The sequence below is a fragment of the Actinosynnema pretiosum genome (assembly GCF_024171695.1).
In the GTDB taxonomy this organism is placed as follows: Bacteria; Actinomycetota; Actinomycetes; order Mycobacteriales; family Pseudonocardiaceae; genus Actinosynnema; species Actinosynnema pretiosum.
Map to the genome: position 1 here is coordinate 215,607 of NZ_JAMTCF010000014.1, position 12,129 is coordinate 227,735.

The following is a 12,129-nucleotide window of genomic DNA, read 5'->3' on the forward strand; positions in this document are numbered from 1 at the left end:
CAGGTTGAGGCGCCCGCGCGACCCCCACGGCCGGCCCGCCACTTCCTAAGACGCCGAGTCCGTCTCCGACTGAGCACACCGCTGCCGCGGCCGGTCCATGCCCTGACTCACGGGTGCGGACCGGCCGCAGCACCGTCCACCGCCGGAACCGACCAGCGCGGCCGGTGATCGGCAGACACTGAGCGGAAGGAAATCCCGCGTGCCCTATGCGATGACCGTCCAGGACGCCCCCGACGCCGGGCGGAACACCCGCATCGAGCGCGGGTTCGGCCTCGACACGACCCACCTGTGCCGTGCGATGCTCGACCTGGGCATGGCGCACGCCAGCCCAGTGCCGCAGTTTCCCGACGGCGACCACCTGGACCGCAGCGACTTCCGCGACGGGGAGGCGGTCACCTACCGCGCCCGCGCCTACGTGCAGGCCCTGGAGCTCGTCCGGGTCGACCACGGCAGCCACGGCGACGACTGGCTGCCCGGCATTCCCGTTCACAAGCTCGCCAGCGGCGACGACTGGCACGTCACCGCCCAGGAGTGCACCGAGGCCCTGGCTGCCTATGAGTCCGCCACCGGCTCCGGCGCGCTGCACCCGGCCGCGTTCGCCGACGACCTCGTTCCCTTCCTGCGCACCGCCGCCCGGCACGGCGGCTTCCGCGTGCACTGACCCCCAGCCCCGCCTCCGCCGTCCGCCCCGACCACGTTCAGGAGGCGACCTGTACCCGCCCACACCAGGGATCAGCCCTGACGACAACCGCGACCGCCCCGCGAATACCACGGGAGTGCCGCACGCGGACAGGCATCCGCGTCGACACCCCGAGCAGTACGCCAATTGGGAGTGCCTGTCGGAACGCAACGTCTACAGCGGCCCCATCGTGCACCCCGGCCACTACGAGGACACCCACTACCCGTCCAACGTTCCCCGCAGCGGCGGGAGCCCACCGGTGTGCTCCTGCGGCTGGACCCGCTTCCACGACGGCAGACGCTTCGTCGAACTGGCCGAACACATCGCCGACCAGGGCGGGTTCGGATCGCTGAAGGTCCCCGTGACCGTACACGGCGCGTGGGGACCGCGCATCCTGCCCGCCACCGCGTTCACCCTAGCCGCACCCCGCCGCTGAACCCGCCCCGACGTGGTCCCCGAACACGCCGTCCCATGCCAGTGCCCGGTTCACGCGACACGGTCGGGTGACCGACACCGTGCCCCCTCCATCCCACCGATCCGCCCGGTGCGAAGAGCACAACCAACGCAATGCGAACCATTTCGCTTCCGATCGCACACCACCTACCCGAGGGAGTCCCTATGTACGAGGAGTTCGACCCCTGGGAGGACCCCGATCCTCCGCTGATCCGCGACGCCGACATCGAAATGGCCGAGGCCGCCGTGGAGGCCGACCGGCTGCACAACCTGCGTCGCAACGGCGTGTGCACCCACAGCAGCGCGTGTGGACTGCCCGCAAGCGGCGAAATCTTCTACTTTGAGCAGATCGGTCTGAAGCCAGAGCAGGTTGCGTGCCGCGAGCACACCAACGGGTGCAATGCGGTGTTCGACAGCAACGAGGCGTGGGACAACGCGCGTCTGGCTCTCTGATCGCCACTGCACGGGAGGACGGCGGTGTGTGCCCTCCCCTTGTGACGGCTTCCGGATGCACCGATCCCTTCCGCCAGCAGCAGCTCCCACCGGTTCCAGAGAGGAGGTCCCGCCATGCCTAGAGCCGGACCGCTCGTCTACGACCCGCTCGACGTGTTCCTCGATGTCTTCGCCGACCCCGACCTCGCAGCCGACATCGCCGTCGTCCTGACCTGCCGTGAAGTGAATGCGCTGGTCGGTCTGCTGGATTCCCACAGCAGACCCGACGCTGCGGCGCGCTGGCTGGCCCACCACCTCGTCGGCTGCGACGACCGACCCCGTCACCTGCACTGACCATCACTGTTCCAGCCGTACCCGAAGGTCCGAATCGGTTCCCGCGCGGGAACCGATTCGGACCTTCGGTCCATTGCCATCCGTCGCGCGGATGCCGCGCTGCGGTCGATAGCCGAACAAGGACTCGCAGTGAAGTACAGAATCGTCGCGTTCCTGATCGAGATCATCGTCAAGCCGGCGGGCGCCGCCGTCCCGCGAGGTGGGCAGTGAGCGTCCAACTCATCGTCGACGGTTTCGCCCCGATCACCATGCCGATGACCGGCGAGCAGTACATCGAGGTTCTGGTCGAGCGCCAACGCGCGTGGGAGCAGAAGCACACCAAGCCCGGCATGAAGCCGGGGTTTCCCGCCCTGCTGGAGTGGTTCATCCTGCCCGGCGAAGAACTGCTGGTGCAGTTGCCCGAACCCGCGCCCGCGACGCGTCCGGTCCGCAGGCCGCGCCGTTACCGCTCCGCCGAGTCGCTGCGCCAGGAACGCGACCAGTTGGTGCAGCGCATGGCCGCGATCGCCGGGACGGACGACACGCCGGACAGGGCCGCAGCGAACCTCTCCCCGCGCTCGAGCTCCCGCGCCGCCCGTAGCGCTGGCCGCCGCCGGTTCGACCGGATGGACCGGGCACTGGAGACCTACACCCGGTTGAGCCAGCGGCTGACCGTGCTGAACGGTCGGATCGCCCGCGCCGAAGCACGGGAGAAAGCCAATCGGTGAGGGACCTCGACGCGCACACACCGAAGTCCCGCCGTGTGCGGGGCTGGCGCAAGGCACGTGGTCGGGGCTGTGGGGTCCAGCACACCGCGCTGGACCCCACAGCCCCGACCACGTAGACCGCCTCCGCCCCGCATACGGCGGGACTTCGTCGATTTCGGAGGTGGCTTGTGCCGGAGTGGCCGTTCCAACGGGTGCTGATCACCGGTTCGCAGTTGTGGACCGGCGTCGGCATCATCCGTGACGTGCTGGCGACGGTGTGGCACCCGGACACGATCCTGATGTCGGGGGCCTGCCCGCGTGGCGCCGACCGGCTCTGCGAGGGCTGCTGGACGCACTGGGGCGGCCGGGTCGACCGGTACCCCGCGCAGTGGGTCCAGAACGGCCGGTACCGCCACGATGCGGGGTTCCGCCGCAACGAGGAGATGGTGCAGGCCGCCATCGATCTCAGCGCCGAACGGTGCCTGGCGTTCATCCTGAACGACTCGCCGGGAGCCACCCACACCGTCCGCCTCGCCCGCGAGGCAGGGATCTGGACCACCACGTTCCCCGCCACCAGCGGGCCCGCCATCCGTAGGAGCGCCCTGTTCGAGCGCGGCGCGCCTATGCCTACGTTGTCCTGAACAGGAGTCCGCTGCCGCCCACCCTCGTCAGTTGGCCAGCAGCGGACTCCTGGCCCGCCGCAGTGGCTCTGCTCGACACCGTCCAAGGCCTCCAATGGTTCGTGGACTTGCGGGAGGTCATCGACGACACCGCCAAGGTCGACGTCGATCGCTACGCGGCCGACGCTGTCGAAGCCGTGCGCGATCTGCTCGATACCGCCGACCGCGACGGCTACCTCGACCACACCGAACTGCCACTGCTGATCGCGCTGGCCGCGCGGACCGCCCGCCGGGCGCCACCGTCCGACTCGCCCGCCGTCACTGTGGTACAGGCCCGCTGGCCGCCTACACCGCCTCCATAGAAGGCGTGCACCGCTCCACCCCGGTGTCGCAGCCAGCGTGCGGGGCCGAGGTCGGCGCGCTCACCGCCGCCTAAGCGGAGTTCCCGACGTGCGCCGACGATGCCGTGACCGCCTGCCACCGGGGTGGCCGGATCGTCACCTCCTGGTCGGGTGTCCCCGACCGTGCCCGTCCACATCGAACGCCTGGCCGACCGATAGGTCCCGCGTCCAAACACGACCTCCAGCAGTTCCCGCCACGGTCCGGCCGGGGCGTGGCGGCCTCGTGCGGTCCAAGCGCCCCAATCACCCGCGGAACCGACAGGAGTCGCCGACCTCGGGCCGCAATACGCCTTGCCGAGCCTGCAGGCATCTTCTGCCGCCCGCACAGCGGGCATTCCGCGTCCCGGAGTCCCACATGACCTATGCCCGTACCACTGTCCCGTCGGATACCGGCAGTACGCTGCCCGAAGCCCACCAGCCCGGCGAATCGGCCGCTGCCACCCTCAGCCGCGCCGTCGTGGCGCACCTAACCCCGCAGGTCTGGGTGCCCACCATCGACTGGGACACCAACGGGCTGACCGCGACCGCACGGATCACCCTCGCCGCCGCGGGCGTCCGTGTTCCGGTCACCCTCGACTGGCGGGCCGACCAGTTCACGCTGAGCATCGACGGCCGCCGCGACCCGCTGCGCCATTCCCGGCTCGCCCACCGAGCCGGACATCTGGCCACCCTGGTCACCGACACCACCGCCGAGGTCGTCGCCGAACTGGCCGAGCAACAGGTCGCCGAGCGCTTGGCGGCTACGATCATCTATGGCGGACTGCACGTCGTCTGCGAACGTCGCGGCGCCGACCCTACGCTGCTGTCCCACCAGTGCGCACAGTGCGGTGACGTCGATTTCACCGCCGCCGCCGGCGGCGAGATCACCCTGGTCAACCACCGATGTCCGGTCTGCCGCAACGGTGCCGCACCATCGGCACCGCCCGCGCCACCGGCATCCGGAGCAGGACATCGCGCGCGGCGCCGTCGACGGCAGCAGTCGCTCCAGGAGGAACTGCTCGACGCCGGGACGTTGCCGGTGTCACGCGCCCGCCCGCACCAGGGCCCGCTGGCCGATTGGCCTGTGCACCGACTCCTGCAGCAGGTCACACAGGACCGGTTCACCGTCTGGGGCGGCGACCTCTACGAGGTCCTCGTCGACGACCACGGCTACCAGCGCGCCGTCCGTCCCCACCCTCGCGACGCCGAGCTGATCCGTCGGCTGCGCCACGCCGGGCTGGTATACGTCGGGCTGTGGCTGTTCGCCGACGTCGATAGCCGGTCGTGCGAGACCCACCGGCTCGACCTCACCAGGGACGGCTGGAGGGTCCTGCGCCGCTGGACCGCCCTGCACACCTCGACGGCCGGATGATCGGAAAAATGATAGGTCGGCGATAGAGGCAGGCGCGGGTTCAGACCGGGGGTGTCGATCTGCTCCAAGCAAATCAGGTCATGGCAGGGTCCGCGCCGATGAACCCGGCCCAAAAGCACGGGCCGGAACCCCCGCCGCCCCCTTCGGGGCCCTGTCACGACCTGATCCGCACTCCGCAGATCGACACCCCTCGGGGCCGAACCCACTCGATGGCACTGCCAGCAGGTGGAGTCAAGGCTGAGGGGTGTCGGTGGCCGAACCACCGATCCGCAAGGGAGTGTCCGCCATGGCCGGAGAGACCGTCACCACCCTCGTCGGCAACCTCACCACCGACCCGGAACTGCGCTTCACTCAGGCAGGTGCGGCCGTCGCGAACTTCACCGTCGCCTCCACCCCCCGCTTCTTCAACCGTCAGACCAACGAATGGGAGGACGGCAATCCGCTGTTCATGAGGTGCAGCCTCTGGCGTCAGCCCGCCGAGAACGTGGCCGAGACGCTGACCCGCGGCGCCCGGGTCATCGTCACCGGCCGCCTGCGACAGCGCTCTTTCGAGACCAAGGAAGGCCAGCAGCGCACCGTCGTCGAGCTGGAGGTCGACGAGATCGGTCCGTCGCTGCGCTACGCCACCGCCAAGGTCAACAAGGTCACCCGCGCCCAGGGCTCAGACGGACAGGGCTCCGGCGACAACGGCGCGCCGGCCAGCGACCCGTGGGGCTCGGCTCCGCCCGCTGGCAGCGGCGGCTTCGGCGACGAGCCGCCGTTCTGACCGACCGGGGCCGGCCGGACGTCGCAGCCCGGCCGGCCCCGCACATCCCGTTCCCTGCTAGGCAGCGAGCTCTGTCCTGTATACGCCGATGACGTCCGGTGATCTTCGGGCCCTCCGCCGCTTGCTGGGCAAACTTCGTGCAGACATGGAACTCGACGATGGCACCGTGTACTGCGGCAAGGAGATCCAGGCCATCGACGACCTGGCCGGTCTGCAGCTGGAGGGCCTCTCCTCGACCACCTCCTGAACCCAGGGGGCGGCAGCCTCCTCCTGATCAAGTCCTGCGCCTGACCTTCCCGCGATCAGGCAGCAATCCCGTCGTCATGCGCCCCACATGGTTGACGCCTGCACGAACCATCGTGCGAGCGTCAATCGACGATCCGGTGTGCCGAGCACGGTCACGATCGCGTCCGGTCAGATGGTGAGAGCCCTCCCAGACGCGGAGTGTCGCGGCTCCGCCGGTCCTGCGGGCACTTCGCTCTCCGCACCCCACCGAACAGCTTGCGCTTTCCCGCAGAGCCGAGGCGCGCGTCACCCCCGCACGACGCTGCTGCCCGCTCACCCCTCGGCTGGGCACGCCCACTTCACCGGTGGCCGTGCCCGGCCGAGGACCCTTGCCCGTTGTCACCCGCCAACCGGATCAGCGGGACGACGCATCGAAGCGCCGACCCCGGACCGACACGAAGATCGTCAGGGAGAAGACGAGATGAGCCAGCCGAACACCCGGCTCTCTGCCAGCGACCGCGCAGCCAAGCTGATGCATGACACCGTGCTGGCAGTGCACGAGGTCGACCCGGATGCCTGCACCTACCTGTTGCACCAACTCGGGGACGACTTGGTCGGCCGGATCAACGTTCTGGTCGACCATGACCTCGCGACAGGCTTGGCCAACGCCCTACGTGCCCGCATCGAGCACAGTTTCGACACGACTCCTGCGTCGCCACATCCGGAGGACGGCTTCGATGACGAGCCGGACTACGACGAGCTGACCGAGGACGAACAGCGCGAGCAGGACTGGTTGGCCGTCATGCCCCGCATCGGCTGGGACGGCGAGCTGGTCGGCTGGGACGGGCGACCGCTCTGACCGGCCGGGCGCCCTCCACCGACGCGGCCGCCGACCTGCCGCCTCAGCCTGGCGCCGTCCTAGTGGACGCGTGCGCGGCGTCCCGCTCGACCTCGAAAAGAACCAGTTGCCTTCCTGGGAGAACACTGGATGAGCCAAGCCACAACGGACAACCGCATCATCGATATCCTCAGGTTCCGCCACACCATGGGCCGGGTCGCGCAGCTGCTGCGGTGGCGGCACCGGAACGCCACCGCCATCCTGGTGCAGCTCACCGGCCGCCGGACCGAGTTGATCGCCGTGCTCGGCACCGACGAGGACGGGAACGGCACCGAGCTGTGGCACCACCAGGACTGGGACGACTGGTCCGCCGACATGGATCCCGTCACGCCTCGCCTGACTGCGGCCACTCCGCACGCCACCCACGAGACGGCCGGTGAACTGCGCTGGACGCGCCATGACAACGCCACCTACCGTGCGCCGCTGCCGCCCGCGCCCCGCCCCCGGCCACGCCTTTACGTCGACTCCGCCGCCACCCCGTCGCCGCCGCACCGGCAGGTGATGCCGTCAGCCGCGACCTCGACCTGCGTCGACGGCGATCTGCCCCGCTACCCGGCGTCGATGTCGCCTGCCGAGCACTGCGTGCCCACTGGCCTGGCCTTGCTCGACCACGTCGTCCTCGGCAGGTTCGGCGACACGGTGCTCGAGGCGGTGTCCTACAACGGCGGCCACACCCTGCTCGGATTCCTGACTGTGACCGACGGCGGCCGCTTCCACGCCGCGCCCCGCGATCCGGGCCTCGACCCGGTCGCCGGCCCCCGCCCCGGCGGGGTCGATGTTGACGAGGCAACCAGCGCGCTGCTGGCCACTGCCGCCGACGCGCCGCGCCAATGGTCCGGCCCGTTCGACTCGCGCGGCCTAGCCGAGGCGTTCCTGCTGGGGTGGGCTGGCGGCACCGGACTGCTCGCTCTGGTGCCGCCAGCCGTTCCCGACGAAGAGGGCCAGGAGGAGCTGACGAGTCGGCTGTCCTCCGACGAGATCGCCGGTATCGGCTCCAGTCTCGTCGGACGCCCGGTGCACCTGCCGGGCGACTACGACGTGCTCGCGATATACGAACTGCCCGACACGGGCTGCCAGGTGGTGCTGGTGCGTGACGTTCGAGGTCTGTACGCCTTCGTCTGCGGCTGCTGCGAGCACGGCGACTTCGCCGACTGCCCTCACCTCGACTGTCCGGTTGGCTACTGCGACCGCGGAACCGCGCACAAGATCGGCTACAGCTTCGACTGCGCTGGCGCAACCGCCTGGCACCGGACCGAGATCGGCCGTTGACCTCGCGCGGTGCCAGGTACGTGGTTACTGCCCGGCATCGCGGCCGGTATCCGCAGGTCTCCCATACAGCACCGGTACCGCCCCGGCCACCTTCACCATCACTTCTGTAGGAGGGTCTCCGAGCATGCCCATCGGCACCTACGCTCCCGGCGCCGACGCCTTCGACCACGCCGTCGACTTCGGCGGCCTGCGCTACGAGATGTTCTTCGGCGACGGCCCGGATTGCATCGCGCTGCCGAGCACTCCGCCCGTGGCGGCGGTCGGCGTGGGCCAGTGCCTGTGCCCGTCGTGCGACAGTCAGGGCTGGTTCACCGAAACCCCGGTCTGCAAGTACTGGCGGGCCCACTGCGAGGCGTGCGGTGGTCGTCGCGTCTACTCGTACTGGCACACCACCGGACACCCGCCGAGCCTGGAACGGTGCTCACTGTGCATCGAGGAGTGGGCGCGACAGGTCGCCTGGTTCCGGTACGCCCTGCGCAGTCCGCGTGCCGCCGCGCAGGAGCTGCGCAAGCAGGCCACCCGTGCTCGCGCCGTAGCCGAGCAGGCCCGGTGAGCACGTCCGGCGTCATCGGTGCGGTCCGGTCCCGCCGAACACCGTCGAGGTCACACCGCTCCGCCTGTGGCGCGGACCCCGGCCGTACCGGGCAGGCACCGCAGTGACCGCACTTCGTTCCAGCCCGGTCGGGCACCGGCCAGGGCTGGCCGGTGCCACCGGCACGCCACGGCCTGCGCGGCGGACCCGGACCGACAATGTCGGAAGACCACGCCGTGCGGGTGCCCTACCCTCGGACGACATGAGGGTCACCACGTTCGTCGTCTTCCTGCGCCTGATCGGCGCGGCCGGTGTGGGCGCCTATGTCGGCGCCGCTGCGGCGGGCCTGATCGTCGTGCTGACCGGCCGGGTGTTCTCGCCCGCTGGCACGTGGGTGACGGCACTGCCGGTCCTGGCCGTATTCGGGGCACTGCTCACCGCTGGCGTCGCCCGGCTGACCCGGTTCTGGCTGCTGCCCAGGGTAACCGGTCATCGGGTACTCCTCGGCGCTGCGGCCGGTGCCGTCCTCGCGCCGCTGACGGTCGCCGTCGGCCAGCCGGGTGCTCTGTTCAATGTCGCCCTGCTGCTGATGCTGATCGGCGCAGTGGCCACGGCGGTACCGTGGGCGCGCTGGTTCCGTGCCACGCATTCCACGTCCAGGGCACGGCCTCGGATGTACACCGAGCCCCAGCAGCAGCGGTCGCTGTCCCGAAAGCACTGAATTCCACCTGAACGGGCGGTGGGGGCGGACCGATTCGGTCCGCCCCCACCGCCCGTTCTATGCACCGATCGTGGCGGCCTCCGACCCGCCCAGGCCACCAGTCGGTTCGCCAGGCCAGGTCTGCGCGCCGCCCACCGGACCGTCGGGCGCCGTCGGCCGTGCGATCACGGGAGCGTCGTGCCTGGCGGACGCCCGCCGCCCCTGTGCCACTTCACCCGATGCAAGCCCCGACGGCTGCGTGCCGTCCGCCGCCTGTTCGGCGGCTGCGTCCTCTGCCAGGGCCGCACGTCCCACCGCGATCAGCCGCCGGGCGGCCTTCTCACCGAGTCCCAACAGCTCGGCGACCTGCTCCACCGTCCGGTCCGCCTCATGGATGGCCAGTGCGGCCAATGCCTGGTTCCTCTCCTGCTGCGCCAACACCCGGTCGCGCTGCTCACGCAACTGCGCGATGGCACGTTCGTGCGGCTCGATCCGCTGCCGGCAGTCTTCCTCCGCCGCGACTTGCTGATCAGCCGCGTCGAAGAACACCTGCAGTGACTGCTCGACAGCCTGTTCCTGCTCCCGTTGCCGTGCCAACTGCGCAGCATTGCGCTGCCGCGCCAGCTCAAGCTGGCGGCTGACCCTGGTTGACCGGCGCGTACGGCCGCGCCCGGACTTCGTCGACTCGGCCATCTCTCGACCTCCCCATGACCTGTACTCCGATTCCGCTTCGCTCGCCACGGTACCCCGCAGAGCCAACTCATATGGACGTCGGATGGACTCGTATCCAGTGCTTGACGGAGTTACGGTCCGGAGGAGTTGCCGTTCATGCCGGCGGGGGCAGGTGCCCGGACAAAAGGAAAGGCGTGTCCCGCCCGAAGACGGGACACGCCTTGGTGCCGCTCGCACAAGCCCCGAAGGGCTCACCGCCCGGAGGCAGATCGGCCAAGACTGCGATCGGCAGTGTCGGCGCGAGGGGTTCAGTGACCCGACCGACGTCTTCAGTGTAGTCGCGTCGCTGCGGCGACGGCAGCGTCCCGCACGGTGCCCCAGGGGCACGCGAGGCGCACCGTCGCCAGCCCTGGGGACGCCGGAAGCATGCCGCACCTGGGGCGGGGTGTCCAGCAGACCGCGCTGGACACCCCGCCCCAGGTGCGGCGGATCGCACTCCGCCCCCACGTCCTGGGGGCGTCGGCCCGCCGGGCCGGCCGCGACGCCGCCAGGAGGTCTCCGGACATGGAGTCCCGATCCATTTCCACCGCGGGTTCCGCGTCGATCGTCATCGCCCCGGACATGTTCACACTTACCTGGCACCAAGCCGACCACGGACCACTCACCGTGCCGTGGTTCGCCTCAACAGGGGTGCTCGACTACGCCTCCGCTTCCCATCAGGTCGCGGTGTCCCGACCACAGGCTGCCGACGCTGGAGCCGGGCCGGCCTACGGTGATCCGCTGGTCGTGCGCCCCGACCTGGGCGGCATCTACTACCGCGTGGGCGGCGTGCTGCACTCCGCGCCGATCCGCGGCGACCGGGTTGACTTCACCGCCGCCGCCGCCGTCGACTGGGCAGCAGCCGATGCCGATTACGACCGGGTGCGGGTCGTCGAGCACAACCTGGCCCAATGCAGCACCCTGCCGACGCTGGATCCGCCGCTGCACGTGGTGCAGGTCGAGCGGTCCGGGCGGCTATCGCTGTCGTTCCTGCTCGCCGACCTCGACGGCAGCCCCTTGATCGGCCCGACCACGCACCACTACCAGCCCCACCTCGCCCCCGGCCGGCTGAAAGCCACCACGGTGCAGGGCCTGCCCGCTCTCGCGGCGTTGTGGGAGGGCGCGCTGCGCCGGCCGACCACGGGCGGTGGCTGGCGTTTCCTCCCTCCCCGTCAGGCATTGGAGACCCTGACCGAACTCGGGTTCACCGTTACCGGCGCCGCATCCCGACACCCCGGCCTGGCCGCAGCACTGAATACCGGCACGGACAGCCAGTGGGTGCCCGGTTGGTACGGCGGCACCCGCCTGCTAGCCCTGGCCCGCTTCGAACGGTCGCACTACGGCGGTGATCTTCACTACGAGTACCACAAGCCCGGCAGCCTCCGGGGCGCCGTCAGCCCCAGCTTCGACGGCGTGTACGGCTCCCTGCTCGGCGTGCAGGTTCGCGCCGACGTCGAGACGCGCCCGCCCGGCGAACGCGTCTACGTCGAGTCCGGTTATGTTGGCGGCGGCATGGCCAGGCCGGTCGAAGCAGGCCAGGTCGCGCTGCACGAACCGGTCCTGATCGAAGGCACGCTGCCCATCATCGATCACGAGGTGAGTTGGTCGGCCGCCTGCCGTCGGTGCAGCGCGCCGATGAGCTGCGGCCCAGTGGGTCGGCACGACTTCGTGCCCTACGTTCATGAACTGGCCGCTGAGTCCTCCGGCCTGGGACCGGTCGGCATGTGGTGCCCGGCGCACCCCGTCGGCGACCGCACCCGTCCCCATGCCCCGGTCTGTCGGGTCGACGAAGGTCCGGACCGCGACACTCTCACCCTGCCCGCCGCGAGCCCGGCAAGGTCGTCCTAAGCCTTGCGCCGTCGCCGCCCGGTACCCCACTCCGGACGGCGGCGTCCTCTGGCGGCAGGTATGCCCTGCCTGCCCTGAGCGAGCGGGCCAGTGGGCGTGCCTACGGCCCGCGTTCCCGACCGGCGGGCAGCTCGCGGCCATTCCCATCCCGGCCGCCGCCCAGCGCCCTACTCTGGGTGCGCTGGGTGGTCACCAGAGCCCCCC

15 protein-coding genes are annotated in these 12,129 nt (G+C 70.4%); 14 read left to right on the plus strand and 1 reads right to left on the minus strand.

Annotated elements, in window-relative coordinates; translation table 11 throughout:
* The first annotated feature begins 199 nt into the window (after positions 1 to 199).
* The 13 genes from LV78_RS27590 (at position 200) to LV78_RS27650 (ending at position 9,387) form a co-directional block, all read left to right on the plus strand.
* The gene (locus LV78_RS27590) at positions 200 to 661 is read left to right on the plus strand and encodes a hypothetical protein (protein ID WP_253848562.1); all 462 of its coding nucleotides are present in this window, start codon (positions 200 to 202) and stop codon (positions 659 to 661) included.
* A 115-nt stretch (positions 662 to 776) separates the two neighbouring features.
* Positions 777 to 1,115, plus strand: a complete 339-nt coding sequence (locus tag LV78_RS27595) for a hypothetical protein (protein WP_253848563.1) — start codon at positions 777 to 779, stop codon at positions 1,113 to 1,115.
* A 182-nt stretch (positions 1,116 to 1,297) separates the two neighbouring features.
* A complete protein-coding gene (locus LV78_RS27600) occupies positions 1,298 to 1,585 on the plus strand; it encodes a hypothetical protein (protein WP_253848564.1) in 288 nt (95 codons plus the stop codon).
* A gap of 114 nt (positions 1,586 to 1,699) precedes the next feature.
* A complete protein-coding gene (locus LV78_RS27605) occupies positions 1,700 to 1,918 on the plus strand; it encodes a hypothetical protein (RefSeq protein ID WP_253848565.1) in 219 nt (72 codons plus the stop codon).
* A 254-nt stretch (positions 1,919 to 2,172) separates the two neighbouring features.
* A complete protein-coding gene (locus LV78_RS27610; RefSeq protein ID WP_253848566.1) occupies positions 2,173 to 2,625 on the plus strand; it encodes a hypothetical protein in 453 nt (150 codons plus the stop codon).
* Between the two features lie 167 nt (positions 2,626 to 2,792).
* The gene (locus tag LV78_RS27615; protein ID WP_253848567.1) at positions 2,793 to 3,245 is read left to right on the plus strand and encodes a DUF2493 domain-containing protein; all 453 of its coding nucleotides are present in this window, start codon (positions 2,793 to 2,795) and stop codon (positions 3,243 to 3,245) included.
* 62 nt (positions 3,246 to 3,307) lie between these two features.
* Complete coding sequence (locus LV78_RS27620) at positions 3,308 to 3,586, plus strand: hypothetical protein (protein ID WP_253848568.1); 279 nt, start codon at positions 3,308 to 3,310, stop codon at positions 3,584 to 3,586.
* A 394-nt stretch (positions 3,587 to 3,980) separates the two neighbouring features.
* Complete coding sequence (locus LV78_RS27625) at positions 3,981 to 4,976, plus strand: hypothetical protein (protein ID WP_253848569.1); 996 nt, start codon at positions 3,981 to 3,983, stop codon at positions 4,974 to 4,976.
* A gap of 286 nt (positions 4,977 to 5,262) precedes the next feature.
* Positions 5,263 to 5,742, plus strand: a complete 480-nt coding sequence (locus tag LV78_RS27630) for a single-stranded DNA-binding protein (protein WP_253848570.1) — start codon at positions 5,263 to 5,265, stop codon at positions 5,740 to 5,742.
* A 706-nt stretch (positions 5,743 to 6,448) separates the two neighbouring features.
* Positions 6,449 to 6,826, plus strand: coding sequence for a hypothetical protein (locus LV78_RS27635; RefSeq protein WP_253848571.1), 378 nt, complete (start codon positions 6,449 to 6,451; stop codon positions 6,824 to 6,826).
* A gap of 129 nt (positions 6,827 to 6,955) precedes the next feature.
* Entirely contained in the window at positions 6,956 to 8,134 is a 1,179-nt protein-coding gene (locus LV78_RS27640) for a hypothetical protein (RefSeq protein ID WP_253848572.1), read from the plus strand.
* Between the two features lie 124 nt (positions 8,135 to 8,258).
* On the plus strand, positions 8,259 to 8,687 hold the full coding sequence (locus tag LV78_RS27645; RefSeq protein ID WP_253848573.1) for a hypothetical protein: 429 nt from the start codon (positions 8,259 to 8,261) through the stop codon (positions 8,685 to 8,687).
* Between the two features lie 241 nt (positions 8,688 to 8,928).
* Positions 8,929 to 9,387: a hypothetical protein gene (locus LV78_RS27650; RefSeq protein WP_253848574.1), complete on the plus strand. Its 459-nt coding sequence runs from the start codon at positions 8,929 to 8,931 to the stop codon at positions 9,385 to 9,387.
* Positions 9,388 to 9,444: 57 nt separating this feature from the next.
* Here the strand turns inward: LV78_RS27650 and LV78_RS27655 are convergent, their stop codons facing one another.
* Positions 9,445 to 10,059, minus strand: a complete 615-nt coding sequence (locus LV78_RS27655) for a hypothetical protein (protein ID WP_253848575.1) — start codon at positions 10,057 to 10,059, stop codon at positions 9,445 to 9,447.
* Positions 10,060 to 10,602: 543 nt separating this feature from the next.
* Here LV78_RS27655 and LV78_RS27660 point away from each other — a divergent pair.
* Positions 10,603 to 11,925, plus strand: a complete 1,323-nt coding sequence (locus tag LV78_RS27660) for a hypothetical protein (RefSeq protein WP_253848576.1) — start codon at positions 10,603 to 10,605, stop codon at positions 11,923 to 11,925.
* The last annotated feature ends 204 nt before the right edge of the window (positions 11,926 to 12,129 follow it).

Coding starts and splice junctions, on each gene's coding strand:
- LV78_RS27630 (WP_253848570.1), top strand. CDS start 5,263: ATGGCCGGAGAGACCGTCACCACCCTCGTCGGCAACCTCACCACCGAC.
- LV78_RS27605 (WP_253848565.1), top strand. CDS start 1,700: ATGCCTAGAGCCGGACCGCTCGTCTACGACCCGCTCGACGTGTTCCTC.
- LV78_RS27645 (WP_253848573.1), top strand. CDS start 8,259: ATGCCCATCGGCACCTACGCTCCCGGCGCCGACGCCTTCGACCACGCC.
- LV78_RS27625 (WP_253848569.1), top strand. CDS start 3,981: ATGACCTATGCCCGTACCACTGTCCCGTCGGATACCGGCAGTACGCTG.
- LV78_RS27650 (WP_253848574.1), top strand. CDS start 8,929: ATGAGGGTCACCACGTTCGTCGTCTTCCTGCGCCTGATCGGCGCGGCC.
- LV78_RS27600 (WP_253848564.1), top strand. CDS start 1,298: ATGTACGAGGAGTTCGACCCCTGGGAGGACCCCGATCCTCCGCTGATC.
- LV78_RS27660 (WP_253848576.1), top strand. CDS start 10,603: ATGGAGTCCCGATCCATTTCCACCGCGGGTTCCGCGTCGATCGTCATC.
- LV78_RS27655 (WP_253848575.1), bottom strand. CDS start 10,059: ATGGCCGAGTCGACGAAGTCCGGGCGCGGCCGTACGCGCCGGTCAACC.
- LV78_RS27610 (WP_253848566.1), top strand. CDS start 2,173: ATGACCGGCGAGCAGTACATCGAGGTTCTGGTCGAGCGCCAACGCGCG.
- LV78_RS27635 (WP_253848571.1), top strand. CDS start 6,449: ATGAGCCAGCCGAACACCCGGCTCTCTGCCAGCGACCGCGCAGCCAAG.
- LV78_RS27640 (WP_253848572.1), top strand. CDS start 6,956: ATGAGCCAAGCCACAACGGACAACCGCATCATCGATATCCTCAGGTTC.